General features: G+C 38.7%; 26 protein-coding genes and 1 tRNA gene. 18 read left to right on the top strand and 9 right to left on the bottom strand.

Annotation, left to right across the window (positions count from 1 at the left end):
• From ilvY to I6E69_RS04480, 6 genes are all read left to right on the top strand, one after another.
• Nucleotides 1-906 (top strand): HTH-type transcriptional activator IlvY, encoded by a 906-nt coding sequence (ilvY, locus tag I6E69_RS04505; protein ID WP_197120731.1) that lies wholly within the window; start codon nucleotides 1-3, stop codon nucleotides 904-906.
• A 116-nt stretch (nucleotides 907-1,022) separates the two neighbouring features.
• Nucleotides 1,023-2,069 (top strand): GGDEF domain-containing protein, encoded by a 1,047-nt coding sequence (locus tag I6E69_RS04500; RefSeq protein WP_175413886.1) that lies wholly within the window; start codon nucleotides 1,023-1,025, stop codon nucleotides 2,067-2,069.
• A 401-nt stretch (nucleotides 2,070-2,470) separates the two neighbouring features.
• A complete protein-coding gene (locus I6E69_RS04495) occupies nucleotides 2,471-3,283 on the top strand; it encodes a MipA/OmpV family protein (protein ID WP_197120730.1) in 813 nt (270 codons plus the stop codon).
• 1 nt (nucleotide 3,284) lies between these two features.
• Complete coding sequence (locus I6E69_RS04490; RefSeq protein ID WP_197120729.1) at nucleotides 3,285-3,665, top strand: DUF3019 domain-containing protein; 381 nt, start codon at nucleotides 3,285-3,287, stop codon at nucleotides 3,663-3,665.
• Between the two features lie 14 nt (nucleotides 3,666-3,679).
• Nucleotides 3,680-4,372 carry a response regulator gene (locus I6E69_RS04485; RefSeq protein WP_004335729.1) on the top strand — a complete coding sequence of 231 codons (693 nt, stop codon included), beginning with the start codon at nucleotides 3,680-3,682 and terminating at the stop codon, nucleotides 4,370-4,372.
• 25 nt (nucleotides 4,373-4,397) lie between these two features.
• The gene (locus tag I6E69_RS04480; RefSeq protein ID WP_197120728.1) at nucleotides 4,398-5,645 is read left to right on the top strand and encodes an ATP-binding protein; all 1,248 of its coding nucleotides are present in this window, start codon (nucleotides 4,398-4,400) and stop codon (nucleotides 5,643-5,645) included.
• Between the two features lie 91 nt (nucleotides 5,646-5,736).
• Here I6E69_RS04480 and I6E69_RS04475 read toward each other — a convergent pair whose 3' ends face one another.
• A complete protein-coding gene (locus I6E69_RS04475) occupies nucleotides 5,737-5,958 on the bottom strand; it encodes a DUF3820 family protein (protein ID WP_024606183.1) in 222 nt (73 codons plus the stop codon).
• A gap of 350 nt (nucleotides 5,959-6,308) precedes the next feature.
• Nucleotides 6,309-7,883 carry a cation:proton antiporter family protein gene (locus I6E69_RS04470; RefSeq protein WP_004335737.1) on the bottom strand — a complete coding sequence of 525 codons (1,575 nt, stop codon included), beginning with the start codon at nucleotides 7,881-7,883 and terminating at the stop codon, nucleotides 6,309-6,311.
• Nucleotides 7,884-8,149: 266 nt separating this feature from the next.
• On the opposite strand from I6E69_RS04470, the gene I6E69_RS04465 reads away from it, so the two are divergent.
• Entirely contained in the window at nucleotides 8,150-8,893 is a 744-nt protein-coding gene (locus I6E69_RS04465; RefSeq protein ID WP_004335740.1) for a sporulation protein, read from the top strand.
• Nucleotides 8,894-8,962: 69 nt separating this feature from the next.
• The gene (locus tag I6E69_RS04460) at nucleotides 8,963-9,412 is read left to right on the top strand and encodes a GNAT family N-acetyltransferase (protein WP_197120727.1); all 450 of its coding nucleotides are present in this window, start codon (nucleotides 8,963-8,965) and stop codon (nucleotides 9,410-9,412) included.
• Nucleotides 9,413-9,490: 78 nt separating this feature from the next.
• Here I6E69_RS04460 and I6E69_RS04455 read toward each other — a convergent pair whose 3' ends face one another.
• The 6 genes from I6E69_RS04455 to I6E69_RS04430 form a co-directional block, all read right to left on the bottom strand.
• Nucleotides 9,491-10,846 carry a sodium-dependent transporter gene (locus I6E69_RS04455; protein ID WP_193226641.1) on the bottom strand — a complete coding sequence of 452 codons (1,356 nt, stop codon included), beginning with the start codon at nucleotides 10,844-10,846 and terminating at the stop codon, nucleotides 9,491-9,493.
• A gap of 204 nt (nucleotides 10,847-11,050) precedes the next feature.
• Nucleotides 11,051-12,343, bottom strand: a complete 1,293-nt coding sequence (locus tag I6E69_RS04450) for a HAMP domain-containing sensor histidine kinase (protein WP_004335747.1) — start codon at nucleotides 12,341-12,343, stop codon at nucleotides 11,051-11,053.
• Between the two features lie 19 nt (nucleotides 12,344-12,362).
• Nucleotides 12,363-13,067, bottom strand: a complete 705-nt coding sequence (locus I6E69_RS04445; protein WP_024597092.1) for a response regulator transcription factor — start codon at nucleotides 13,065-13,067, stop codon at nucleotides 12,363-12,365.
• A gap of 24 nt (nucleotides 13,068-13,091) precedes the next feature.
• Entirely contained in the window at nucleotides 13,092-13,475 is a 384-nt protein-coding gene (locus tag I6E69_RS04440; protein WP_024597091.1) for a DUF3019 domain-containing protein, read from the bottom strand.
• The gene (locus tag I6E69_RS04435; protein ID WP_231619704.1) at nucleotides 13,465-14,247 is read right to left on the bottom strand and encodes a MipA/OmpV family protein; all 783 of its coding nucleotides are present in this window, start codon (nucleotides 14,245-14,247) and stop codon (nucleotides 13,465-13,467) included. The genes I6E69_RS04440 and I6E69_RS04435 overlap by 11 nt, the downstream gene beginning before the upstream one ends.
• A gap of 478 nt (nucleotides 14,248-14,725) precedes the next feature.
• Complete coding sequence (locus I6E69_RS04430; RefSeq protein WP_002963149.1) at nucleotides 14,726-15,529, bottom strand: hypothetical protein; 804 nt, start codon at nucleotides 15,527-15,529, stop codon at nucleotides 14,726-14,728.
• A 112-nt stretch (nucleotides 15,530-15,641) separates the two neighbouring features.
• Here I6E69_RS04430 and I6E69_RS04425 point away from each other — a divergent pair, with 112 nt between their 5' ends.
• Nucleotides 15,642-16,796, top strand: a complete 1,155-nt coding sequence (locus tag I6E69_RS04425; RefSeq protein ID WP_039484498.1) for a serine hydrolase — start codon at nucleotides 15,642-15,644, stop codon at nucleotides 16,794-16,796.
• Nucleotides 16,793-17,293 carry a histidine phosphatase family protein gene (locus tag I6E69_RS04420; protein ID WP_197120726.1) on the top strand — a complete coding sequence of 167 codons (501 nt, stop codon included), beginning with the start codon at nucleotides 16,793-16,795 and terminating at the stop codon, nucleotides 17,291-17,293. The genes I6E69_RS04425 and I6E69_RS04420 overlap by 4 nt, the downstream gene beginning before the upstream one ends.
• Nucleotides 17,294-17,375: 82 nt before the next feature.
• On the opposite strand, the gene yhbY is transcribed toward I6E69_RS04420, so the two are convergent.
• Nucleotides 17,376-17,672 carry a ribosome assembly RNA-binding protein YhbY gene (gene yhbY / locus I6E69_RS04415; protein ID WP_002963153.1) on the bottom strand — a complete coding sequence of 99 codons (297 nt, stop codon included), beginning with the start codon at nucleotides 17,670-17,672 and terminating at the stop codon, nucleotides 17,376-17,378.
• Nucleotides 17,673-17,760: 88 nt separating this feature from the next.
• Here yhbY and rlmE point away from each other — a divergent pair, with 88 nt between their 5' ends.
• The 8 genes from rlmE to I6E69_RS04375 all read left to right on the top strand — a co-directional run bounded on the left by rlmE (nucleotide 17,761) and on the right by I6E69_RS04375 (nucleotide 25,840).
• Complete coding sequence (gene rlmE, locus I6E69_RS04410) at nucleotides 17,761-18,390, top strand: 23S rRNA (uridine(2552)-2'-O)-methyltransferase RlmE (RefSeq protein ID WP_002963155.1); 630 nt, start codon at nucleotides 17,761-17,763, stop codon at nucleotides 18,388-18,390.
• A gap of 66 nt (nucleotides 18,391-18,456) precedes the next feature.
• Nucleotides 18,457-20,391, top strand: a complete 1,935-nt coding sequence (ftsH, locus tag I6E69_RS04405) for an ATP-dependent zinc metalloprotease FtsH (protein WP_231619703.1) — start codon at nucleotides 18,457-18,459, stop codon at nucleotides 20,389-20,391.
• Between the two features lie 79 nt (nucleotides 20,392-20,470).
• On the top strand, nucleotides 20,471-21,316 hold the full coding sequence (gene folP / locus I6E69_RS04400; RefSeq protein WP_197120724.1) for a dihydropteroate synthase: 846 nt from the start codon (nucleotides 20,471-20,473) through the stop codon (nucleotides 21,314-21,316).
• On the top strand, nucleotides 21,316-22,665 hold the full coding sequence (gene glmM, locus I6E69_RS04395; protein ID WP_197120723.1) for a phosphoglucosamine mutase: 1,350 nt from the start codon (nucleotides 21,316-21,318) through the stop codon (nucleotides 22,663-22,665). Before folP ends, glmM begins: the two co-directional genes overlap by 1 nt.
• Nucleotides 22,666-22,736: 71 nt before the next feature.
• Nucleotides 22,737-23,486, top strand: coding sequence for a triose-phosphate isomerase (tpiA, locus tag I6E69_RS04390; protein WP_197120722.1), 750 nt, complete (start codon nucleotides 22,737-22,739; stop codon nucleotides 23,484-23,486).
• 1 nt (nucleotide 23,487) lies between these two features.
• Nucleotides 23,488-23,841 (top strand): preprotein translocase subunit SecG, encoded by a 354-nt coding sequence (gene secG, locus I6E69_RS04385; protein ID WP_002962769.1) that lies wholly within the window; start codon nucleotides 23,488-23,490, stop codon nucleotides 23,839-23,841.
• Between the two features lie 80 nt (nucleotides 23,842-23,921).
• Nucleotides 23,922-24,006: transfer RNA gene (locus I6E69_RS04380), tRNA-Leu, on the top strand.
• A 208-nt stretch (nucleotides 24,007-24,214) separates the two neighbouring features.
• Entirely contained in the window at nucleotides 24,215-25,840 is a 1,626-nt protein-coding gene (locus I6E69_RS04375) for a methyl-accepting chemotaxis protein (protein ID WP_138488740.1), read from the top strand.
• Nucleotides 25,841-26,012 lie beyond the last annotated feature (172 nt).

The following is a 26,012-nucleotide window of genomic DNA, read 5'->3' as shown; positions in this document are numbered from 1 at the left end:
ATGGAACATAAGCACTTAAACTACTTTTTAGCGTTGGCTAAAACACTTCACTTTGGGCGCGCAAGTGAGCTTTGCCACATAAGCGCACCCACTTTGAGCCGAAATATAAAATACTTGGAAGAAGAAGTTGGAGTGGCATTGTTTATCCGCGATAACCGAAGCGTTAAATTAACGCGTGAGGGGGAGTCCTTTATTGATTACGCAACGGCAACGCTTGCTAATTGGCAACGTTTTAAAACGAATGTAAAAGACCCACAACAGCATATTTACGGCAAAGTAAGTATTTATTGTTCTGTAACTGCATCTTATAGTTTTTTACATCAAATATTAGAACAACTTCGTGCGCAGCATCAGTACATAGAAATAACATTAAATACCGGTGACCCAGCACTTGCTATAAATCGTGTCCTAGATGGCCACGAATTAATGGCAATTGCAGCTAAGCCTAATAAATTACCGTCGCAAATTGCCTTTGTTGATATTGGGCACTCACCACTTTTATTAATTGGCCCAAAAATTCAATGTCCGATCACACAAAAGCTTACACAAAATAGTGATGGTATTAATTGGTCTGATTTAGAGTTTATTGTCCCAGAACAAGGTTTTTCTCGCCAAAGGTTAGAGCACTGGTGGCGCAAAAATAATATTCACGGAAAAATCTACGCCCAAGTTGCAGGACATGAAGCAATGGTATCTATGGTGAGCTTAGGGCTAGGCGTCGCAATGGTCCCTAAAATAGTGCTAGATAACAGCCCGCTGCAAGATAAGGTACAAATCCTAACACCAAAAATGCAAGCACCTGAAGGGTTTGATATCGGTTTGGCGGTATTAAGAAAAGAGTTAAATGACCCTGCAATCAGTGCGTTGTGGAATATAGCGCAAACTTTAGAAGCAAAAGCAATTTAATATGCACACAGAGCAAGCAAATTAGTTAAATAGTATTAATATAGGTTGCGTATGAGTTTACTATTACTTAACATTGAGTGCTAATAATAAAAACAATGACGCTTGAGAGTTTATTTATGAACCACGCCGTATCACTTGCTCATTCTGCTCAATGCCTTAAAAAGGCGATTCCTTTGATGGTAAAATACCGCATGCCGGTTACGCCTATCAACTATGCAATTTGGTACTGTTACATTCAAGGGAGTAACCCTTCATTAAATGCTGAATTAGACCATGTTATTGCTGAGCAACAAACATGCTCACAAGACAAAGCAAAAGAAATTTTTGATAAGCATTTAACGCAAGACGATCTGGCTTTTTTTCAAGAAATGACTGAAAAGTTCCATACAACCATGGAGCAAGTCCAGCAAGATATAAGCACCACGCTTGAGCATTCCAAAAGCTTTACAACAAGTTTAGTTGATTCACAAAATGAATTAAATATGCTTGCTGATGTAAATTCTTATAATGAAATATTAGGTTGTGTAGAGCGCTTAACCGACGATTCTATTGCTATGCAGGATTATGCTAGAGAATTTCAAACTAAGTTAGCTGTTGCTTACAACGAAATAAAAGATTTAAAAGAAGCACTTAATATTTCAAAAGAAGCAGCGGATACCGACACGCTTACGGGGTTTTATAACCGAGGTAAGTTTGATTCAGATATCGTAAAATTTTGTTTTGAATACTCAGAGAAAGCACAGGAAGATTCTCTTGCCGTACTAATTATGTTTGATATTGATCACTTTAAACGTTTTAACGATGACTTTGGTCATCAAAAGGGTGACGAAGTATTGAGGTTAGTTGCCAAAAAAGTGAGAGAAAATACAACTGAAACAGCAAATATATATAGATACGGTGGCGAAGAGTTTTGTATAACAGCTTATTTTGACACTATTAACGATATAATAGCGTTTGCCGATTGTATACGTTTAGCTATTGCGAAATTAGCGATTCGTAAAAAGCATGATGTAACAGCTAAACGTGCTATTTCTGCAAGTTTTGGTTTAGCTATTTTACGTCCATTTACTAATAGCTCAGTTTTAGTTGAGCGTGCAGATAGAGCCTTATACATTGCCAAAACACATGGCCGAAACCGAATAGAAATAGCCCCTGATATTTAATAAGCATCAGATGCATGATTTATTACGGCTAAAGCCGCTATTAACTTTGGTAACCTAGTAGGCTGTAAGGTTAATAAAATAAAGTTGTTAGAGTTGGCTTCCTGCGGATTTTATTTGAATTAAAGCATTTGCCAGGTTATTCCTCTTTTCCAAAGTTTCTCAAAGTACTACTAGCTTAGCCAACGCACATAACTAATTTGAAGGATTTGTCACTTCAAAAATATAAAAGTTAACATTTGCGTATACAAATTGTGAATAATTGTAACCAGCTAGAGCTAGTTTAAAAAGACCTTGCTAGTATGGGGAACTTACTTAATTTAATTCTTTGATGTACGCTGATGCGGTATTCCTTCTCCTTATTAACAGCTCTATGTTTTAGCACTTTGTTTGCTTGCCTTTCGGTGCAAGCAACACAGGCAAGCAAGCATGCTGACGATTATACAGAGCAAGATATAACAACCGATCGTCTGCATTTGAGTTTAAGCGTTGGGGCTGGAGTTATAACCAACCCTTTGCATGGTGGAGATAATATTCCGCTTGTGCTTATTCCACAAATTGCGTTTTATGCAGAGCAATGGTTTTTTGATAATGGCCGCCTTGGCTATTCATTTTCACAATCCCCAAAGCATCACTTTAATCTAGTTAGTGAACTCAACTCTGAATCTCGCTTTTTTATAGACTGGCACCCTAAAAATGTATTTGCATTGCAAAGTAGTGCACTTAATAATCAGTTTGTACTGCAAAATGAAGCCTCTTCCTCTCGCTACGCTGATATTGATAATTTGCATAAACGGCAAATTGCCTTGGATGCGGGTATTGCATATCACTATGTAAATGAAGACCATGTTTTTTCAGTTCAGGCTCTGCATGATATAACCGATGTTTATCGAGGTGTACGCGGTGCATTGCAGTGGCAATATCATACTGTGCTAGGAAAGCTTAAAATAAAGCCAACACTTGGAATAAACTATAAATCTGCGGAACTAAATAGCTATTTTTATGGACTTAATGAGGGTGAAACTCAATTTGGCAAAATAGACGTTGGTAGTAGTTGGCAACCTTATGCTAAAATCGACGCCCGTTGGCCACTGAGTAAGGCTGACTCTCTTCGTTTTCATGTAGCATATTACGACTATTCGGCTATGGATGGCAGTCCGCTCTTTGAACGTACTTATTCAATGACTGCATTTATAGGATTCGATCGTACTTTTTAATATGAAGTATTCAATATTAGTTGTGTTTATTACCACTTTTTTTAGTGGTTTTAGTGTGGCACAAACCCCTGTTTTTAGTGTTTCTCCAAAAGTCTGCGTGGTTTCCGAACAGCAGGATTTTTGCGAGCTTAATTTACAGTTTAAATGGCTATTAAACACCTATAGTGATGTCTGTTTGTATCAACAAGAACAACTACTTCAATGCTGGCAGCAGCAGCGCTCTGGGCAATTTAATTATAAAGCGCGTGTTCAGGTGGAGACCATATACTCCTTAATCAATCCTCATACGGGTGTGTTAATAGCAAAAACACAGGTTGAAGTACAAAGCGCCCATGCTAAAAAAAATAGGCGTAGGCTTCGCTCTCCGTGGAGCTTTTTTTAATTTAGGAGCAACTAATGCCAAAAATTTTACTTGTTGAAGATGATCTCGGTTTACAACAGCTAACAAAAGATTACCTTGAACATAATGGCCTTGAAGTCGAAGTACTAGACCGTGGTGACGAAGTGTTTAATTACCTAGAAAACAATACACCCGATTTAATGATTCTAGACGTTATGCTGCCAGGTAAAGATGGCTTTAGCGTTTGCCGCCAAGTAAGAGATAAATTTACTCTACCAATTTTAATGTTGACTGCTAAAGGTGAAGACTTCGACCAAGTGCTTGGTTTAGAACTTGGTGCTGATGATTATGTAATAAAACCAGCAGAGCCACGTGTATTACTAGCGCGGATCAATGCATTACTTCGACGTGGGCAACCAATAGTAAAATCTAGTGAAGAACTGCAGTTTGGTGATTTAGTCATCGATAAAACAAGCCGTATTGTAAAACTAAGTGATTCAGAGATTGTATTAACTTCGCACGAGTTTGAGTTACTATGGTTATTAGCGTCAAATGCGGGTGAAGTACTAAGCAGAGAGCATGTGCACCAACATATGATTGGCCGCCAATACGACGGACTTGATAGAACTGTGGATGTACGCGTATCACGAATTCGTAAAAAATTAGGCGATAATAGTGATAAGCCGTATCGCATAAAAACTGTATGGGGACAAGGCTATTTATTTGTTTCTGATGCGTGGGATCTCTAGAACTATTTAAGGTTAATCGGCTGTAATGGGAAAACTGTTTACCAGCTTATACTTATATATCATTGTTTCATTATTTGTTGTAAGTGGTGTTATTGAGCAGCTGTGGCCCTATGAAGAGTCACAGCAGCAGGTCTTCTTAGACGATGAGTTTGGGCAATCACTCTGGTTGCTTTCACAAACCCCAAATGGTCTTAAAAAGCTAAAGCATAACTTTGAAAGTAAAGTGATTGAACGCCGTGATTTAATACTCCCTCAAAAACAACAATCGCAGCTAAATCAAAACCACTACTTATATTTGTATGATAAGCAACAACGCATTGTTTGGTATGTAGATCTCGGTAATGATTCATTACTTCAAGTAGGACCGGTAGGCGTATTAACGCAGCAATCATCTTCTGTTTGGCCGTATTTATTACTACTTATTATTGTAGGTATACCAGTTGGGCTGTGGAGCTTTTTACTTTGGCGTGACTTTGCAAAGCTACGTAAAGCGTGTGAAGCGGTAGAGGGTTTGCAAGACTTTCAACTAAATGACTCTTCTAAGTCTTTCTTTTTACCTATAACTGATACATTAAAGGTAATGCAGCAACGTATTGAGTTTTTGCTTAGTGCACAGCAAGAGCTTACCTCATCGGTATCACATGAATTTAGAACGCCATTAGCACGTTTAAAATTTGCAATTGTAATGTTACAAGAGCAAATGCTTGATGAAAAAGGCGAAAAATACCTAACCAATATGCAAACAGATATTAGTGAGCTTGAGTCACTAGTCTCTGAAATGCTTGAATACGCGCGATTAGACTCTCAACAACCAAGTTTACAGCCAATAAACTGCGATTTAGCTGGGCTGGTAAAAACCACTGTTGAAAAGCTAAATTTTGAAGCTAGAACAACACTCTCTATAAACCTCCCTGAGCATTTAAATTACTACTGTGATAGCCATTTTATGGCGCGAGTATTTCAAAATTTAATTGGCAATGCGCTCAAATACACTCATCAACAAGTCAAAATTTCATTGCTACAAGAGGCAACTCACATAGTATTGATTGTTGAAGATGATGGTGAAGGGATTGACCCCGTTGAGCGAGAAAACGTATTTAAGCCTTTTACTCGATTAGATAAAAGTAGAGGCAAGGACACTGGTGGCTTTGGTTTAGGGCTTGCTATAGTTTCTAAAATTGTGTCGTGGCACCAAGGAGAGTGTAAAGCAGAAAGCTCAAGCTTAGGTGGTGCTAAATTTATTGTATATTTACCTCTCAAATTTAAGACATAAAAAAAGCGCCTAAGGCGCTTTTTTTGCGGTTAAAAACCAAAATCAACAAGTAGCAATATAATAGACCGCAAGTATTTAAAAAAGTTCTCAATTATTTTTTATTTTTTTCAAGTAATGGCATTAACATTTGCTCAAGGCCATTTAGTTTAACCTCATACATCATCGCTAGTTGGCTACCAAGTTTTGAGTCAGGAAATCCCTGCTGTTTGAACCACACCAAATAAGGTTCTGGTAGTAGTAATAAAGGGCGCCCAGCATACTTCCCAAAAGGCATCGTTGTATTTACAGCTATTTTTAATTGTTTTGGATCCATAAGAGTTACTTAGGTTTTAAAGTCTGCGTAAGTGTAAGGGATTTTAGAAATATAAAATAGGCTGTGACGGGCAAGAAACAGCCTATTTTGCGAGGGAGTAGGCCCTCTGATTTTATAATTTTTTGTTGATTAATATAAACCTAGTTGAACTTTAATTAGCTGGGATCTAATTAAGTTATTATTAGAACATGGGTTTTTATTTAACCAACATGGATAGTCTACCTGTTTTTTATGGTCGTGGTGAAATGGCTTGTAAAGGAATGTAAATAGAATTGCTTTTCATTTAAAAACTAATAACAAAGCCTTAATGATTTTAAGGCTTTGTTATTTATAGACGTTATAAAAAGTGATTATTCGTTAAATAGCTCTTGTTTAACGTGCTCTGCAAAACCACTACCTGCTTCTAAGTAAAAGTTATAAGTAGAATGAACACCCATTTCTTCTAGCTCTTTTTGTTGATCAGGGTAGTTTGCAATAGCTGTTACTTGGCCTTTATAACCTGAGGCTTGTAGTTGCTCTAGCGCAAAAATATTTTGCATATGCTTTGGCATTGCAAGCATGACCATTTCTACTTGCGAATGATTTACTCGTTGCCAAAAGTCAGGATCTGTTGCATCAGCAATTAAGACGTTGCGACCTCTGTTAACGTGCTTATCTACCACTTCAGGTTTTATATCTATGCCTGCAACAACATTTGGGTGAGTCGCGTTGATTGTTTCATAAGCACCAGTACCAATACGTCCCATACCAAAAATGACTATTTTAGTATCGTTTAGGTTAACGGGTAGCTCTTCAGCTAAACGAGTTTTGCTTTCAAACTTTAATAGCCAGTGCTCTATTTTTACGTATAGCTCGTTTGAGCGCTTATTTAACGGCGAGGCAATTACAAAGGTAATAGAAACAGCAATTGCCATTACGGCCAGCCACTCAGAAGTGATCATGCCTGTGCTAGCTGCTACTGCACATACAATTAACCCAAATTCACTGTAGTTAGATAAACTAAAGGCGGTAAGTAATGATGTACGCGCGCGTAGTTTGAATATATTTGTGAACACGTAATAAAGCGCTATTTTAATAGGTAAAACTAAAACAAGTATAATAGCAACGATTAATGAGCTAGTGGTTAGCTCTGCGCTCAAGCCAATACTTAAGAAAAAACCGACTAATAATATGTCTTTTAAATTAAGCAGAGATTTTGATAGTTCTCCTGCTTTTTTATGTGGTGCAAACATCATCCCAATTATGAGTGCGCCTAGGTCGCCTTTTAATCCTGCAAATTCAAATGCATGATAACCAGCAACTAAAGCAAAGAAAAAACCAAATAATGGTAATAGTTCACCATGTTTAGAGCGATTTAATACGCCATACATGACAGGTCGTAATAAAGGCAGAGCAATTATTAATGCAATTGCCCATACATTTGGAATTTTACCAGTACTAATCGCTAAAAAGATAACAGCAAAGATATCTTGCATGACTAGTATACCAATGGCTATTTTACCGTGAAGGCTTGCCATTTCTCCGCGTTCTTCAAGCACTTTTACTGCAAATACAGTACTTGAAAAGCTAAGCGCAAACCCAACTAATAAAGCACTTTGCCAACTTAAATCAATAAACAGTGGAATAGCGAAAACACCAAGCAATAACATAAAGCCACTAAAAAGCGCGCTGCTAAAAATAATATGCAATGTTGCAGGCGCCCACACTTGGGGTTTAATTAAACTGTTTACCTTTAGCTTTAAACCAATACTAAAAAGAAGAAGGGTTACGCCAAGTGCTGCTATTGTATCGAGCAACTCCGTACTTTTATAACCCGATAAATTTAAAGCAAAACCTGCTAATAAAAATCCAATAAGAGGAGGCAGCTTTAACTGATAAACAGCAAAGCCACACACAAACGCGGCGGCAAAATAGATTAGTTCCATAATTCTTAATATCACTTCATTTGGGGTTGCAGTGTAACGAAAAATTTATACCATTGAAAATAAAAATAGACCTAAAAATGAACGCGTCTAATCAAATACTTGCCTAGCTGTGTATAAAAAATGCGCATCAAACATATATTTAATCGTAAATAGTATGTAAATAACATTTTTTCACTGACATTGGCTTTTAAATATGGTTAAGATGCGATAACGAAGAAGTTTAAGCGAGAGCAAATAATAGAACCGCTCAGCTTAAGGAGAAATATATGTTTAAAAAGATTTTAGCGTCGGTAGGTATTGGTGCTGCAAAAGTAGATACTGTTTTAGAGACTGAACACCTTCAACCTGGTCAGCTTTTTAATGCACAAATAGTCATTACCGCAGGTGATGTTAGCCAAGATATTGCAGGCTTAGATTTATTACTTATGACCCGTGTTAAAGTGGCAGGTGATGATGGCGATTATTTTACCAATCATGTGATTGACCAATGGCGAATTACAGATATAGGTACAATTGAGCCGGGCGAAGTTAAAAGTATCCCTTTTGAAGCACGTCTTCATTCTGAAACACCTATTACAGAAATTAATGCAGGTTACAATCAATCTCATGTGTGGCTTGAAACAGGTTTAGATATTGATTTAGCACTTGATCCGAGCGATAAAGACCATTTACATATTTACCCTAATGAAGCTGTTAAAACGTGCATGCAGGCGATGGAAAAGCTAGGTTTTAGCTTAATGAAGGCTGATGTAGAAAAAGGCCATTTGCGCGCTTCAACATTTCAATCGTTATCGGGCTGTTATCAGGAACTTGAATATAAACCAAATAGCCGTAGTTTATTTGGCATTCAAGAGATTGAGTTGTCATTTGTACCAGAGGCACATAAAACTCATGTGCTTATAGAGCTAGACAGGGCTTTTAGAGGCGATGGTTATGTAGATTTAACGATAGAGCATGACCACGTGAATTTATCGCAGTTGTGCGACCAACTAGAGCGCTTATTTGCTTAATATAAACTAACAAGTGAATATTTTTATTAAACCCGGCCTAGGCTGGGTTTATTGTTTATAGGATTTTAAATGCAATTTAAATGTGATCAGTTTAATGCTTTAGATGCGCATACTCTTTTTACTATTATGCGAGGACGTGTAGACGTATTTGTTGTAGATCAGGCGTGCCCTTACCCTGAACTTGATGATGTAGATATTGATTTAAATACACAGCATTTATATACACTAGACAATGGGCGGCTACACTCTTATGCGCGATGCTATGAAAAAAATGAGCAATACAGCGCAATAGGACGCGTGCTGGTAAGTAAAAGCGCGCGTGGCAAAGGCGACGCCACTTTACTTGTAAGTAAAGCTATAGAGTGCTGTAAAGAGCGGTGGCCTGAACGAGATATTTATATTGGCGCACAAACCTACTTACTTGATTTTTACCGCTCCTTTGGCTTTGAAGATTACAAAAGTGAATATCTAGAAGACGGTATACCTCATCAAGATATGATTTTAAAACTCACTCAATAAATCCAATTGAAGCAGCTATAAAAAAGCCCACTAATGTGGGCTATTTTATTTAAAACTATTTTAAGGCTAAGGTATCATTTAGCTCAATAGTGAATGTAAAAACACCATGCCAATAGCCAGTGGACATACAAACTTAGTATACCAAGGCCATATTTTCCAAAACAATGTATTGTGAACTTCAGGGTTACCCTCTTGAATTGCTTTTAGTAATGAGCCTCTATACCAAATCCAGCCTACAAATATACAACACATAAGACCAAGTAAAGGCTGAGCTACTTTTGTAGTGAGAGTGATTACTAAGCCAAATAAGCTGCTAAGGTTACACACAATTGTAATACTGACGATAGCGATTAGCGCCCCAATTAACCACGTTGCTTGAACGCGTTTCATCCCAAAGCGCTCTACGGTGTATGATACTGGCGCCTCTAACATTGAAATAGATGATGTTAAAGCGGCAATACTCATTAACGCAAAAAATGAAAAACCCACAAATAAGCCAACTTCGCCCATTCCATCAAATAAAGCGGGGAGTACCTGAAACACTAATGTATCTTCAGAGAGTAGCTTACCCGTTGTGGCCGAGAATATTTCAACGCCTTGAGCTTGTGCTACGTACATAGCCGGAATAATCAGTAAACCTGCAACAAAGGCTATAAATACATCAATAAGGGTTACATAGGCACCTAAAGAAACGAGGTTTTCTTTTTTACTAATGTACGAGCCGTAAATAATCATTACGCTAGTGCCAAGCGATAAAGAGAAGAAAGCTTGCCCTAGTGCACTTACTAATAGTTTTGCGTCAAAAATAGATGAAAAGTCAGGAACTAAGTAGGCTTTTAAGCCTTCCATAGCACCATCTTGCGTCATTACGTAGGCAATAAGTGCAAATAAAATGCCTAAAAGTGCAGGCATTAAACGCTTAGACCACTTCTCAATACCGTTTTCAACGCCTCTACTTATAATAGCGACAGTTAGTACGATAAAGATCATAGTAAATATAATATTTCGAGTAAGTGATTGCTCGCTTAACCATGTAGATGCTGTGTTGGCACCAACTAAAGTGGCTATGGGTTCAGCTGTGGCGCTGAGCATCCAACCGGCAACAATGGCGTAAAAGCTTAGTATAAAGCCAGCGCATAAAATACCGCCAAAACCAACAGCAAAGGCAAAGTGTTTTTGCCATGGCTTATTAGATATTTTTTTAAGTGATGACACTGCGTTTGCTTGGCCATGACGTCCAATCATAAGTTCAGCCATTAAAGCGGGGTAGGCTAAAAAGAACGCAAGGACTAAATATGCGACTAAAAATGCAGCACCGCCATTACTTGCTGTTTGTGTAGGGAATCCCCAAATATTGCCCAAACCAACGGCAGAACCCGCGGCGGCCATAATAAAACCAAAGCGAGAGCTAAACTCGCCTCTAACTGCGCTCATATTATTGTACTTCTCTATTGTGTGACGGCGGTGACAATCTACTGGAAATGTAAAAAAATAAAAAGTGCTTATTTGCTGATCTAGCACAAATTAATAAGTAAAGTGTATGTTATAACCATCGATTTTAATTGTTGTTATTAAGTCGTTTAAAATAACGAGTTGATTTTGTTTAATAATTGTTAATTACAGTCTGTAACTATTGCTTTACGGATTATGGTGCTGTGCAATAGTGAGAGTAAAGCACGCACCACCTAACTGGGTGCTTTTACTTACTTTAACGCTGCCATGATGCCAATCAGCTACTTTGGTAACAATGGCTAAGCCAAGGCCATAACTCTTATCGGCTCTGTTACGGTGATCTTCCTCTCTAAAAAATGGGCTAAATACGTTATTAAAGTTTTCTTGTGCGATACCAGGGCCGTCATCTTCTACCGTTATTATAAGCTGTTGCTCGTGTAACTTTGCACTGAGGTAAATATGTTGGTTTGCAAAATCACATGCGTTAGTTAATAAGTTAGTAATTGCACGAGCCAGCCAGTGAAGATCTGCATTTATTATTTTATCTGTACTATTGAGTTGTACGTTGAGCATTTGCATTTCAAGTTTTGGTGCAAGTTGAACTAAAATATCTTCAAGGTAGGATTTAATATTGGTTGATGAATAGGTTAGTTTATTCGCGTTTTGCTCTAATGTAGCAAATGCTAAATAGCTACTAAGCATCGATTCCATATGATCTAAATCGTTCTCCATACGAGTTAAATACTGTTTTACTTTTTGCTCATCATGGCTATCTAATGCCGCATCTAAACCAAATCGCAGGCATGCGATAGGAGTGCGTATGTCGTGAGACAAGCTTGAGGCCATTAGTTTGTTTTCGGCGACAAGTTTCTCTATTTGGCTAGCCATGCGGTTAAAAGTAAGTTCTACATCTTTTATATAGGTAAAATGCGATACCTTTATTCGGGCTTGAACATTACCAGAGGCAAACTTTTTAGCGGCTTCATTTAAGACAGTTAGCCGTTTAGCTAAGGGCGCGATAATAAACCCCATAAATACACATAGGCCTGCGTAAAATAGTAGAGTTAATATAATGTCGTTATGCTGCTCGCTATCAAAAATTTTATCTAAACGCATTGATAAGTGAAAAGGATTTAAAACGTCGCTACTATAAAGCATATAAAAGCCTTGCTGATCTTCTAAAATCAGCCCACCTGGCGTGTGCATTTGTAATAATAAAGAAGGTGGTAAAGCGAGTGACTCATTTGGCTTGTAGTCAATTAAAACATCAAACTCTCGGGCTAGTTGTTTTACATAATCGCTGCGCTCAGATGTAGGTATGTTAGCTAACTGCTTATTAAAACCCATGATCATTTTACTTTGCTGACTAAATTCATCTTGTGGGGTATGCGCTTGTTGACTAAAAGCATCAATAAGCCAGCCCAATACCACAATAGATAAAAGTGCACTGCCTAGAAGCGATATATAAAACTTTTTCATTTATTTATTCATCGCTCTATTACCACGCGGTAGAAACAAGTAAATATCCACGGCCCCAAATAGTTTTAATTTTTTCAGGGTTTTGTGGATCATCATTAAATTTTTTACGAAGTGCAGAAATAAGTACATCAACACTTCTATCAAGCCCGTCGTACTCTCTACCTTTCGTCGCTTTAAATACGGCATCGCGTGAGACAACTTGACCTGCATTGCTTGCAAGGTAGTGTAATAATAGATATTCGGCGCTTGATATGTTTATATCTTGCTCGTTAAGGGTCACATTTCTAGATTCGGTATTAATACTAAGTGCACCAACTTGAATAACGCTTTGGCTAACCTGTGGCTTATTTGGCTCATTGTTTTGACGCAGTGCTGCTTTTATTCGCGCTAGCAATGCACGCGGACGCACCGGTTTCATTATGTAGTCGCTTGCGCCAACTTCTAAACCAATAACTTCATCCATCTCTTCATCGCGTGCGGTGAGCATTATAATAGGCGAATTATAAAAGCTACGAAGCTCTCTACATACGCTGATACCATCTTGCCCCGGGAGCATAATATCAAGGAGCACAATATTTGGGTTTAACGTTTTGACCTGGCTAACAACTTCGTCACCACGATGACAAACATGCGTTGTATAGCCTTGCTCTGTTAAATATTCAGCAACCCATTGCGCTAGTGATGCATCGTCTTCAACAAGTAAAATAGTGCCGTAGTTATCCATAAAATATCCCTAATGCAATTGGTATTAAAATAGTCGCCAGCGGCGTTTTTTTTGTCTGTTTTGATAAACCCACTGTAGTTTTACTTCTGCTGTACTGATGACTTTGGATGTATTGCTATCAAATAGTTCAAATGAAATGCTTTGCTGTGAGTCAAAAGCATAATTAAAAGTACCACTTTGTTGCTTTAGCCAACATTGCATAATGTACTTTGAAGTTGCATCGCGTAGGCAGTAATTACCAATGATAGGTTGCTCCCACGTAAGTGTAACATCGGCATAGCAATTACGCCCTTCGCGCAGTGCAACGCAAGTGTCGGGTAGTGCTATGAGTGCTTCAGGGGGGTCCTGCGCTTTAACAGTAAAGGTACTGGGAAAGATCAGTAATACCCAGATCCATCTAAAATACATAACGTAGGCCTACCTTGGCTTTATGTTGATATCCTTGGGAAATAATTGGACTGTCGTCAATTTCTTTTGAAAACCATGTAGTAAGCCAACCGGATAAAAACACCCAATCTTGGCTTATTGGATATTCAGCATGGAACTCAAAGATAATACTAGTACTGGCATTGCTGGTATAAACCGGGCGAAGGCTGGTGGCTTCATCGCTATCAATGCCAAAGTAATAATTGGTAAAGTCAGCAGAGTAGGCGCTTAAACCAACACCAGACCTAAACTCCCAGTTTCGCCATGGCAAAATGTGGCTAAAAAAGCTATTTATAACCCAGCCATTATGGGCACCAGATACGTCATGAAGGTATTCAAAGGAGAATTGTGAGTTTTCAAATCGGCGCGAGAGCCTAAGACCAACATCAAAATCGTAATTACGTTTTTTAATACCTTGGAGTTCTTTTATAACACCGTGGTTATAAAACCCGAGGCCTTTTTCGTCAAACCCGGCTTGAGTATTTGTGCCAAGTATATCTAAGCCCCAATCAAATTTATCTATAAGGCTGTAACCAATTACAAGGCCACCGCTGAGTTGATTGTGATCAAAATCAAGATAAAATTTATCGTAAGAAACAGCAAGACTTAAATCAAGCTCAACGCCCTTATCGTAAGATTCGATACCGATTAGGTAAGAATCTTCAATATAAAAACCCGCACCGGCACTCCAATCCCACGCAAAGCCTTGGGTTGGTTCTAACGTATTGTCTGCATAATAGCGATTACTTGCCATACTTGTGGTGCTAAAAATAAAGCAAAAAAGCAATGTTATGCTCACTAAAGTATGGTTAAGCAAAGTGTTTCTCATCCCTATAGGGCCTAATTATTATTTGTTATTAAGCGTAGTATATTGTTAATTCGTTCCTTTAATCTGTAAAAAAATGTAGTAAGTGTTAGGTCTGTTGAACTTTCAAAGTTAAATTTGCAGCAGTCTGTTTGGTATTTAGGCAAGGCAGAGCCTATGCAGTGTGGCTATTCCCCATAAATGGGCGATAACGTAGCATTAATGCCAAACAGGCGCTGCCCAAAGGGTTCTTCCTAGGGGCTATTTACGCTTTGTTGCTCGGTTTTTACTTATTCTTACATGGATGTAAGCCATTAGAATAACGCAGGAGCAGTTACCGAGCCCACTAGGTTACAAACCTCGCGCCGCGATTAAATAGCCCCTAGTTTGAACAAATTTTAATCCGTAAAGTTCAACAGACCCTAATTTACTGAACTTTAATTTTATCGATTAATATACTGCTTAAGTAAAACTGCATCATAGGCGTTAATGCGCTTACTTCTGTTCTGTTACATGGACCACTAAGCTTGGCAAGGCTAGATAACTTTGACAACGTTTTGTACTGAGGAATTTGAATGTCTTTTCCAAGTCTTTCCATGCGGGCTTCATCAGTATTTTGCTGATGGACAAAAGCGACAACCTCAAGCTCATTAGTTATTTTTTGCTCTTCGGTGAAACTATAAACTAGCGGCTCACGATGAAAACTTGCACTATCAATAGAAGATTTAGCAAACCAAACAACATCACCCGATGCTTTGTGTGTGAGGCGCATACTTACTTGTGCGAATATTGCAGCACATTCCTGAGTTGGGTATTGCTGAGCAATATCTGAATATAATGTAAAAGGGTTCTCAGGTTGCTTTATTGCGTACTTAACATCGTCAGTGAAAGTTAAATCAAGTTGCTGAATAGTTAGTGTGTAGTCGCTGTTATTTTTAGTGGTTACTTTTAGCTGTTTATCGTTAAGTGCTTGGCTAATTTGCGATAAAAGTTTATCGGTTACACTTGCCTTATCGGTAATAATTTTTACTGTTTGGTTTCTAACTACCTTATGTGCAGGAAGTTGAACGGATTTAACTTTTGGGGATGAGTGTTCTGTGGTGTACTCAAGCTGGTAGGTCTGACTTTTTAATGTTGGCTTTAATGGCATAGCCAGTGGCTCGGCCGGCTGCTTTGTAAGAGTACAACCAGTTGATAATATAACAAAAAGTGACACAACTAAAAAACGCATAAGTACTAAACACTCGCTTAAAACCAAATAATCGTCGTATTGTACGTTAGTCCAAACAAAACTTCATGATATTATCTACATAGATGTAGTTAAAAAGATAAAATTTATAAAAATGAAGTATCTCAAATCTTTATTGTATAGCCTACCTGCTTTGTGTTTGTTGTTTAGCTCTGTGAGTTTTGCAGCAAAAGCAGATCCTGATTGGGATGCATTTGTAAAAAAGTACGGCCGTTATGCGCAAAAAAAACTGAAAAATAAAGGTATACCAGGCGCTGCACTTTCGATTGTAAGTACAAACAACTCAGACTACATCCATACTATGGGTGTAACTAAAACCCGAAATGGACAAAAAGTAAATAAGCATACCCGGTTTAGGCTCGCGTCTGTTTCTAAAACATTTGCAGGCTCGTTATCTGCTAAATTAGCCAATGAGGGCTTACTTAAATTAGATAAAGCTGTTAGCGATTACATAACTGAGTTCAAAGGGACTGTTTATCAAGATGATTTAAAGGTATTTCACCTTTTAAGTCATGCAAGTGGGTTAGTGCCTAATGCGTACGATAATTTGATAGAGTCTCGTATGGATTACCCCAGTATTGTTGAAAAATTACTTAGTGTTAAACCTATTTGCAAACCAGGCGAATGTTATGGTTATCAAAATGTTATGTTTAGCCTTATAGGTAATGTGATATTACAAAGCAGCGGTAAAAGTTACGCGCAGTGGTTACGAGAAACTATTTTTGCGCCTTTAAAAATGAGTGATGCCAGCTTAGGTTTTGAATCTATGGTTCAGGATGAAAATTACGCATTACCACACGTGCGCGGTACAAAACGTTGGTATAGCGCTAAGCTTAAAAAAAATTATTATAAAGTGGGACCTGCAGCGGGTGTAAACGCAAGTGCAAGTGACATGGCCATTTGGTTAAAAGCCCAGCTAGGGCAATACCCTGATGTTTTGTCATTGGATACTCTCGCAAAGCAAACGCGTCCTTATACACATACAAAAAAAGAAATGCATCGCAGGGTGTGGAAAAAACACCTTAATGAGGCTTATTACGGACTAGGTTGGCGGGTTTATAATTACGCTGATGAAACGCTTTACTATCATAGTGGCTGGGTGCAAGGATATAGAAGCGATGTGGTTGTGTTTCCCCACTTAAATGTTGGTTTTAGTTTAATCGTTAATGCTGAAACCGGCGTAATAAATGAATTAACGACTGAATTTATCGACAGGCTATTAGAATACAAACGAGGAAAAAAAATATGAATAAAATAATATTAGCAATCACTTTTTTAGCCTTGTCATTTAATTGTAGTTTGGCATTTGCCGCACCTGACGAGGTATATTTGTTTCGTCATAGCGAAAAGTTAACGGGGAAAAACCCAGCGCTCTCAGAAGAGGGGAAGGCACGTGCAAATAATTTAGTTACTTTGTTTAAAAAACATCAAAATATACATCTTTTTAGCAGCAACTATAAACGCACGTTGCAAACAGCCGCACCTTTGCAGGCACATTTTAATACCAAATTAAATGTGTATAACGCAGGTGAGCTAGGTGATTTAAAAAATGAGTTACTCAAACTAAAGGGTGTAGTTGTTGTTATTGGGCACAGTAATACGACGCCGCAACTGGCTGAACTACTCTCCAATGAAAAAGTGCCAGCTATGAGTGAAACACAATTTACTCAGTATTTTATATTGCATAATAAGCCCAGAAGTAATGGCACTGATTATGATGTAACGCATCATACAATGAGCTTTTAAAATAAAAAGTGTTATATAACAAAAAACCAGCATTAAGCTGGTTTTTTAATTTAAACGTACTAAATCCTTTAAATAGGATTAATTAGTTACGTGGTAAATGTATTTTTTTCTCAACACTTTGACGATAAAGCACAATAGTGTGACCTATCGTTTGTAGCTTAGTCGCACCAGTTTCACGTACGATTGCTTCAAAAATAAGTGCTTTTGTTTCACGATCATCAGTTGGAACTTTAACTTTGATTAATTCGTGAATTTCTAATGCACTTTGAATTTCGACTACTACGCCTTCGGTTAAACCGTTAGAACCTAGTAAAACTACAGGCTTGAGGCTATGTGCCTGACCTTTTAAAAACTGCTTTTGTTTGTTTGATAATGTCATGTTTATACAAATTTTGCTGAATATGGCTTGAATTAAGGGTATTCTAACGCCATCTAGAGAATATTACTAATTAGTTGCGTGTTAATTTATGACAAATAAAAAACAGTCAGCCAGTTCACAGCGATGGCTGAAAGAACATTTTGATGATAAATATGTTCAAGAAGCGCAAAAAAAAGGCTGGCGTTCCCGAGCGGTTTTTAAATTAGATGAAGTACAAAATAGAGATAAGTTACTTCGCCCTGGTATGACCGTTGTTGATTTAGGAGCAGCTCCAGGAAGCTGGTCACAGTATTTGGCAGAAAAAGTCGGTGACAAAGGTCAAGTAATTGCCTGTGACATATTACCTATGGACTCACTTGCGGGTGTTGACTTTTTACAAGGCGACTTTCGTGAAGAAGCTGTGTTAAATGCGTTGCTAAAACGTATTGATGGTAAAAATGTTGATGTGGTACTCTCTGACATGGCACCAAATATGAGTGGTAATAACTCAGTAGATCAAGCGGGTAGTATGTATTTGGTAGAACTTGCGCTGGATATGTGTAGTCAAGTACTAAAGAAAAATGGCGCATTTATTGTTAAGGTTTTCCAAGGTGAAGGCTTTGATCAATACTTGCAAGATGTACGTAATAGTTTTAAAGCAGTGAAAATACGCAAACCTGATGCCTCACGTGCCCGTTCTCGGGAAGTATATATAGTAGCGACTGGATACAAACTGTAGTACAGTTGCTTGGCGTTTAGTTGAATTTAAATTAATTGGATACAAGAGGTTAACCCCTTGAGCGATATGGCGAAAAATTTAATACTATGGCTGGTGATTGCAGTTGTGCTGATGTCAGTCTTTCAGAGCTTTAATGGTGGCGAGCAAGTTGATCGTCAAACAAGTTACACTCAATTTGTTAAAGATGTCCGCAGTGGCTCTTTACAAGAAGTTATTATCGACCGCGGTACAGGAAATATTACTGGTACTAAGAGCAGTGGTGAGCGTTTTCAAACAACGATGCCAATGTACGATGAAGACTTAATAAATGATTTACTTAAAAATGATGTAAATGTGAAGGGTGTACAACCTGAAGAACAATCATTCTTAGCAAGTATATTTATTTCTTGGTTCCCGATGATACTGCTTATAGGTGTATGGATATTCTTCATGCGTCAAATGCAAGGCGGCGGCGGTAAAGGCGCTATGTCATTTGGTAAGAGTAAAGCTCGTTTAATGAGCGAAGATCAAATTAAAACAACGTTTGCAGATGTTGCTGGTTGTGATGAAGCGAAAGAAGATGTTACCGAATTGGTAGACTTTTTACGTGACCCTTCTAAGTTTCAAAAGCTTGGCGGTAGTATTCCTAAAGGCGTACTAATGGTTGGTCCTCCTGGTACTGGTAAAACGTTACTTGCAAAGGCTGTTGCGGGTGAAGCGAAAGTACCGTTTTTTACAATTTCTGGTTCAGATTTTGTTGAAATGTTTGTCGGTGTTGGTGCGTCACGTGTACGTGATATGTTTGAGCAAGCTAAAAAAGCGGCACCTTGTATTATCTTTATAGATGAGATTGATGCGGTTGGTCGTAAACGTGGCGCAGGTATGGGCGGCGGTAACGATGAACGTGAGCAAACACTCAACCAAATGCTAGTAGAAATGGATGGTTTTGGTGGTAACGAAGGTATTATCGTTATTGCGGCAACTAACCGACCAGATGTTCTAGACCCTGCATTACTTCGTCCAGGTCGTTTTGACCGTCAAGTAGAAGTTGGTTTACCTGATATCCGTGGTCGTGAGCAAATACTCAAAGTACACATGCGTAAGGTGCCATTAGGCGATAACGTAGAAGCGGCTCTTATAGCACGTGGAACACCAGGTTTTTCTGGCGCTGATTTAGCGAACTTAGTAAACGAAGCTGCACTTTATGCTGCACGTGGTAATAAACGTGTTGTAAGTATGGCTGAATTTGACGCTGCTAAAGATAAAATCATGATGGGCGCAGAGCGCAAAACCATGGTGATGAGCGAGCAAGAAAAAGAAATGACAGCATATCACGAAGCAGGCCACGCAATTGTGGGCCGTATGGTTCCTGAACATGATCCAGTTTACAAAGTATCTATTATTCCACGTGGCCGTGCGCTAGGTGTAACAATGTACTTGCCTGAACAAGACCGTGTTAGTCATTCAAAAGAGCTTTTAGAATCAATGATTTCAAGCCTTTATGGTGGCCGTATTGCTGAAGCGCTTATTTATGGTGCTGACAAAGTAACAACGGGTGCAAGTAACGATATTGAGCGCGCAACTGATATTGCACGTAAAATGGTTACACATTGGGGTTTAAGTGAAAAGCTAGGTCCATTGCTTTACGCTGAAGATCAAAACGAGATGTATATAGGTGGTGGCGGAAGCCGTGCATCTAGTATGTCGGATGATACTGCTAAAGTAATTGATGCTGAAGTACGCTTGTTTTCAGATCGTAACTACCAAAGAGCAGAAGAAATATTAAAAGAAAATATTGATATTCTTCACTCAATGAAAGACGCGTTAATGAAATACGAAACAATCGACGCTAAGCAAATTGATGATTTAATGGCGCGCCAACCAGTGCGTGAGCCGCGCGATGCTCATGACCGCCATGAAGCTAAGCCGGTAAAAGAGCAAGAGCCAGTGCTTGATGAAAGTCAAAAAGCGGATGATTCATCGAAAAAAGATGAAACAAACCTTGATGATAAAGCTGAATAATCGTTAAAATAGCTAGTGAAAGCCCCGAATTTCGGGGCTTTTTTGTATCAGCTATTTAGAAAAAGAATAAAGGTTGGCAATGACTAATATATTAAAGCTTCCCAGAGGACGTACGCTCAATATTGAAAAGCCTGTTATTATGGGAATATTGAATGTAACGCCTGACTCATTTTCTGACGGCGGGCAGTTTTTAGACCCCAAAATAGCGCTAAAGCGCGCAATGCAATTGTTAGAGGATGGTGCGCAAATTTTAGATATTGGGGGGGAGTCTACCCGGCCCGGCGCGCCAGATGTGAGTTTAAAAGATGAACTTTCCCGAGTAATTCCTGCTATTAAAGCGATACGTGAGTACAGTGATTGCGTTATTTCAATTGATACTAGTAAAGCGCAAGTTATGGAGCAAGCAATACTCGCTGGGGCAGATATAGTCAATGATGTAAGAGCTCTACAAGAAATAAACGCCTTAGAAACGGTTGCGCAGTATGAAGATGTAGCAATTTGTTTAATGCATATGCAAGGGCAACCTCGCAGCATGCAGTGCGCACCTCATTACGACAATCTGTTTGCAGATATAAATATGTTTTTTAGTGAACGTATTAAAGCATGTGAAACAGCAGGGATTAAGTTTGAGCGACTTATTCTAGACCCTGGTTTTGGATTTGGAAAAACACTTAGCCATAACTATCAAATATTGGCTAAGTTTGATGATTTTAATAAGTTAGGTTTGCCATTATTGGCCGGATTATCTCGTAAGTCGATGATAGGTAATCTATTAAATAGAGAAACAAATGAGCGATTAGCGGGCAGCTTAGCTGGTGCGTTAATCGCGGCGCAAAATGGCGCAAAAATTATTCGTGTACATGACGTTAAAGAAACCGCAGATGTACTTGGTGTATATCAAGCCTGCGAGAAAGGATTTGTATAATGAAAGAAAGAAAATATTTTGGTACTGATGGCGTACGTGGTCTGGTAGGAACGTCACCAATTAATCCTGAGTTTGCAATGAAGTTGGGTTGGGCTGCCGGACGCGTATTATCACAAAGTGGCACTAAAAAAGTAATTATAGGTAAAGATACGCGTATTTCGGGCTACATGCTTGAAACTGCACTTGAGGCTGGTTTAATTGCCGCTGGTATTGATGTTGTATTACTGGGTCCAATGCCGACACCTGCAGTTGCGTATTTAGCGCAAACATTTCGTGCAGAGGCAGGCATAGTAATTAGTGCCTCACATAACCCTTATTACGATAATGGTATTAAGTTTTTCAATGGGCAGGGTCTAAAGCTTGACGATGAAGTAGAGCTTCAAATTGAAGCGATGCTTGATGAGCAAATGACATGTGTTGCTTCAGATAAACTAGGTAAAGCTTCGCGTTTAGTTAGTGCAGACGGCCGTTATATAGAGTTTTGTAAGAGCCAGTTCCCCCAAGGGTTATCTTTAGAAGGTCTTAAAATTGTTGTCGATTGCGCAAATGGCGCTACATACCATATAGCTCCTTCTGTCATGCGTGAACTTGGCGCTGAAGTTATAACACATGCATGCGAGCCTAATGGCGTTAATATAAATCATGAATGTGGCGCTACTCATGTAGATACTCTTAAGCGCAAAGTGCTTGAATTTAAAGCTGACGTAGGTATTGCATACGATGGGGATGGCGATCGTGTAATGATGGTTGATCATAATGGTCGTGTATTTGATGGTGACGATTTAGTTTATATTATTGCTTGCCAAGCTGCCGAAGATGATATGTTGGGTGGAGGTGTAGTTGGCACTGTAATGTCTAACATGGGTCTTGAAAATGCTTTAAAAGCGAAAGGTATCGAGTTTGCTCGCAGTAAAGTGGGTGACCGCTATGTAATGGAATTACTACAGCAAAAAGGCTGGAAAATTGGCGGTGAAAGCTCAGGCCATGTATTAAATTTAGATTTAATTAGCACGGGTGATGGCATTATATCAAGTTTGCAAGTACTTGCAGCTATGGTTGCACAAAACCGTACACTACAAGATTTGGGTGCTGGTTTTACTAAATATCCAATGAAAATGATTAACGTGCGTTATACCGCTGGAACAGATCCGACAAAAGCGCCAGAGGTACTTTCAGCTGTAGCAGAAGTTGAGCTTGCTTTAGGCGAAAAAGGACGAGTTTTACTGCGCAAATCAGGCACTGAACCTGTTGTTCGTGTTATGGTTGAAGCCGAGCAGGAAAAAATTGTAATAGACAGCGCTCAAAAAATTGCAGCTGTTGTAGAATCTATGAGCAAACGGACTGATTAATAACAATAACCTCTTGTAACTTTGGGCGAGAAAAGTTAATATCTCGCCCGCTTTCTAATGTGGAGTGGAAAATGGCAATACGCAAGGCGATGGTCGCAGGCAACTGGAAAATGAATGGTTCGTTAGAGCTAGTTAAACAAATGTCTGATGCTATTAACGATGTAAAATCACAAGAGATGGACATTGTTTTATTTCCTCCATTCCCACTTGTACCAGCGATGATAGCTAGTGGTGTTTCTACAGGCGCTCAAACTGTTTCTGAAAATACACCTGGTGCGTTTACCGGTGAAGTAGATGGACAGCTTCTAAAAGATTTAGGTGCAACTTACGTACTCGTGGGTCACTCTGAACGCCGTAGTATTTATAACGAAAGTAATGAAACTGTCGCTGAAAAGTTTGCTAGAGCACAAGAAGTTGGGTTAACACCAATTTTATGTATTGGCGAAAGTGAAAGTGAGCAAGAAAACGGTCAAACCGAACAAGTAGTTGCTGCACAAATTGATGCAGTAATTGAAAAATTAGGTGTAGCAGCACTGAAAGATTCTGTGATAGCATACGAGCCCGTTTGGGCCATAGGCACAGGTAAGACTGCATCGCCAGAGCAGGCACAAACTGTTCATAAATTTATCCGTGATAAAATTGCTGCACTTGATAGCACTTTAGCACAAGGGCTTTCCATCTTATATGGTGGTAGCGTTAATGAAAAAAATAGCGAATTATTATTTGCACAAACAGATATAGATGGCGGCTTAATTGGCGGCGCAAGTCTAAAAGCAGAATCTTTTACTGCAATCTGTAACAGTGCAAAAGGGACTGTATAAGATGTACGAAATTTTATTAGTAGTTTATTTAGTTGTGGCTTTAGCTCTAGTTGGAATGGTTTTAATTCAACAAGGTAAAGGCGCAGATATGGGTTCTTCATTTGGTGCTGGTGCATCAGGCACGGTTTTTGGTTCGTCAGGTGCTGGTAACTTTATGACAAAAACAACCACAAGCTTAGCAACAGTATTTTTTGTTTTAAGCATTGTGCTAGGTAACCTAACTGCAGGTCAAATTAAAAAGACTGACGAGTGGGAAAACCTAGAAGCAGCTCCTGCAGTGGAAACTGTAGTTCCTGTTGAAGAAGATGTTCCGGTAACATCTACGAAAGAGCAAAGCTCTGACGTACCGAACTAATTTAGCGTAATGTTATCGTTAAACGATTTATACTCCTCAAATAAATCATATGTTTAACAAATAAGCGAAAGCTTAAAAATGCGGATGTGGTGGAATTGGTAGACACGCCACCTTGAGGGGGTGGTGCTTTCGGGCGTGGGGGTTCAAGTCCCCCCATCCGCACCAAATTTAGAAACCAGTAACAGAAATGTTACTGGTTTTTTTGTGCCTGCGATTTAAATTGAATGTTATTTGTACTTTCTTTTTTAAAGAGCAATTAGTTATGTAAAATTTTGAATTATTTGTAAAAAAAACTAGAAATATTACAAATTTAGTTAACACTTATGAGTAATAAGCCGATAATAGATTTAGACAATAAAATAAGGTATTCACAATGGCTTCAGGCTTCTCTTTTCAAAATCTCAGCATAAGTAAAAAAATACATGCGATTACGAGTATTGCTGTCGTTGCATTTTTAGTGATTGTTCTGATCAACTATTTTGCTATGAATGATAATAGAATTGCACTTGATGAAATGGAAAAATCATCCTACAAAGTTGTTAAGTTAACATCAGCTAATGTTGGCATTTTAGAGAAGCTGGACGAACTTTACACCCAAGCCGTAACATTTGGTGAGCAAGATTTAGTCGAGAAAGCATCTGACACATACAAGCAACTTGAGTTGAATATTATTGCGATAGAAAAAATAAATGCCTCTTACATTCACAGTGACACTAAAGAGCAGCTCGCAAATTACGAAAAAATATCAGCGACTATCGCAAATGGCATGGTAAATGGAACAGCAGATTTTAGTGAAATTCAACAACAAGCACAGAGGAAAACAGCGCTTTATACCGATGTCCTAGAAAAGTTTAAGGCAGCACAAGTCAAAGCTGACGATCGCTTTTTTGAACTTGTTGCAAGCACAAAGGACCGTTCTGATTACGCCCTTACGTTAATGTTAGTTGTTTCTATTGTATCGCTTATTTTATTACTCTTTATGGCTATTTGGATAGCTAAGCGAATTGCTTCTTCGGCAAGTGATGCGGCAAATAATTTAAGCTTATTAGCAAGCGGTAAAGGCTCGCTAAGCACTAAATTGACAGTTAACTCTGAAGATGAAATAGGTCAAGTATCTATAAACTTCAACTCTTTTATTGGCATATTGAAAAAAACGGTGTTAGAAATTATCGCGGTTTGCGAACCGTTAATGGAAAACTCTACTCGTTTAGTGCAGGGGATGGAACAAGCGGAGCGTGCAACGACCAAACAAACCACTGATGCTGAGATTGTAAAGCAATCGATGGAAGAGATGAAACAGAGTGTAGGAGATATCTCTCAATCAGCTGCAAGTGCTTCTCATGCAGCGCAAACGGCAGAGAAAGAAGTTGAGCAAAGTCGAACTCAAGTACGAACATCAGTAACCGCTTCTCGTACGTTAAGTGATGAGATTAATCACGCTGCTACAACTATCAATAAATTAGCAGACGATACAAAAAATGTGTCGCAAATATTAAATGTTATTACATCAATAGCGGAGCAAACAAATTTACTAGCACTTAACGCTGCCATTGAGGCTGCTCGTGCTGGTGAGCATGGCCGAGGCTTTGCTGTTGTTGCTGATGAAGTTAGAGAGCTTGCATCGCGAACTGCTCACTCTACAAATGAGATTCGAGAGCTGTTGACTACTTTAACTGAAGCGGCTAACGAATCAGTTACTGCAATGACGACTGCAAGAGATATGGCTACAGATAATGCAACTGCAGCAGAAAAAACGGGCATTTCTATAGAGAAAATTGCAGAGCAAATGCTAGAAATAAATGGGATGAACTCACAAATTGCTGCTGCCACAGAAGAGCAAACATCAGTTGCTGCTATGGTTGTAGAAAACGTGACAAATATGCACGTATCATTTGAAGATACAATGGACTCGCTAACGGCTGTGAGGGATGTAGCTAAAAACCTTCATTACCTTTCAGATAACCTATTAGATGCCACGGCTAAATTTAAAGTTGAGTAATGTAACTACACCAATTCGCAGTAATGCTTATTCATTTTGAGAGGGCAGGTCAGACGCTAGCTGCGTTAAAATTTCTTATTTAGAATACTAAATAAGAAATTATTTGCCTTGCTATCGACACCGTTTCTCTCCCTCAAAATATTTTACTTAATTGAGCGAATTGTTATTAAAG

This window comes from Pseudoalteromonas sp. NZS100 (assembly GCF_015864815.1).
Lineage (GTDB): Bacteria > Pseudomonadota > Gammaproteobacteria > Enterobacterales > Alteromonadaceae > Pseudoalteromonas > Pseudoalteromonas distincta.
The sequence above is the reverse complement of the archived record's forward strand: the minus strand, read 5'-3'. Positions and strand labels throughout refer to the sequence as shown.

Bases quoted from the DNA above. Each gene is read 5' to 3' on its own strand.
- ilvY (WP_197120731.1), top strand. From the start codon at position 1: ATGGAACATAAGCACTTAAACTACTTTTTAGCGTTGGCTAAAACACTT.
- I6E69_RS04500 (WP_175413886.1), top strand. From the start codon at position 1,023: ATGAACCACGCCGTATCACTTGCTCATTCTGCTCAATGCCTTAAAAAG.
- I6E69_RS04490 (WP_197120729.1), top strand. From the start codon at position 3,285: ATGAAGTATTCAATATTAGTTGTGTTTATTACCACTTTTTTTAGTGGT.
- I6E69_RS04485 (WP_004335729.1), top strand. From the start codon at position 3,680: ATGCCAAAAATTTTACTTGTTGAAGATGATCTCGGTTTACAACAGCTA.
- I6E69_RS04480 (WP_197120728.1), top strand. From the start codon at position 4,398: ATGGGAAAACTGTTTACCAGCTTATACTTATATATCATTGTTTCATTA.
- I6E69_RS04475 (WP_024606183.1), bottom strand. From the start codon at position 5,958: ATGGATCCAAAACAATTAAAAATAGCTGTAAATACAACGATGCCTTTT.
- I6E69_RS04470 (WP_004335737.1), bottom strand. From the start codon at position 7,883: ATGGAACTAATCTATTTTGCCGCCGCGTTTGTGTGTGGCTTTGCTGTT.
- I6E69_RS04465 (WP_004335740.1), top strand. From the start codon at position 8,150: ATGTTTAAAAAGATTTTAGCGTCGGTAGGTATTGGTGCTGCAAAAGTA.
- I6E69_RS04460 (WP_197120727.1), top strand. From the start codon at position 8,963: ATGCAATTTAAATGTGATCAGTTTAATGCTTTAGATGCGCATACTCTT.
- I6E69_RS04455 (WP_193226641.1), bottom strand. From the start codon at position 10,846: ATGAGCGCAGTTAGAGGCGAGTTTAGCTCTCGCTTTGGTTTTATTATG.
- I6E69_RS04450 (WP_004335747.1), bottom strand. From the start codon at position 12,343: ATGAAAAAGTTTTATATATCGCTTCTAGGCAGTGCACTTTTATCTATT.
- I6E69_RS04445 (WP_024597092.1), bottom strand. From the start codon at position 13,067: ATGGATAACTACGGCACTATTTTACTTGTTGAAGACGATGCATCACTA.
- I6E69_RS04440 (WP_024597091.1), bottom strand. From the start codon at position 13,475: ATGTATTTTAGATGGATCTGGGTATTACTGATCTTTCCCAGTACCTTT.
- I6E69_RS04435 (WP_231619704.1), bottom strand. From the start codon at position 14,247: ATGGCAAGTAATCGCTATTATGCAGACAATACGTTAGAACCAACCCAA.
- I6E69_RS04430 (WP_002963149.1), bottom strand. From the start codon at position 15,529: ATGCGTTTTTTAGTTGTGTCACTTTTTGTTATATTATCAACTGGTTGT.
- I6E69_RS04425 (WP_039484498.1), top strand. From the start codon at position 15,642: ATGAAGTATCTCAAATCTTTATTGTATAGCCTACCTGCTTTGTGTTTG.
- I6E69_RS04420 (WP_197120726.1), top strand. From the start codon at position 16,793: ATGAATAAAATAATATTAGCAATCACTTTTTTAGCCTTGTCATTTAAT.
- yhbY (WP_002963153.1), bottom strand. From the start codon at position 17,672: ATGACATTATCAAACAAACAAAAGCAGTTTTTAAAAGGTCAGGCACAT.
- rlmE (WP_002963155.1), top strand. From the start codon at position 17,761: ATGACAAATAAAAAACAGTCAGCCAGTTCACAGCGATGGCTGAAAGAA.
- ftsH (WP_231619703.1), top strand. From the start codon at position 18,457: ATGGCGAAAAATTTAATACTATGGCTGGTGATTGCAGTTGTGCTGATG.
- folP (WP_197120724.1), top strand. From the start codon at position 20,471: ATGACTAATATATTAAAGCTTCCCAGAGGACGTACGCTCAATATTGAA.
- glmM (WP_197120723.1), top strand. From the start codon at position 21,316: ATGAAAGAAAGAAAATATTTTGGTACTGATGGCGTACGTGGTCTGGTA.
- tpiA (WP_197120722.1), top strand. From the start codon at position 22,737: ATGGCAATACGCAAGGCGATGGTCGCAGGCAACTGGAAAATGAATGGT.
- secG (WP_002962769.1), top strand. From the start codon at position 23,488: ATGTACGAAATTTTATTAGTAGTTTATTTAGTTGTGGCTTTAGCTCTA.
- I6E69_RS04375 (WP_138488740.1), top strand. From the start codon at position 24,215: ATGGCTTCAGGCTTCTCTTTTCAAAATCTCAGCATAAGTAAAAAAATA.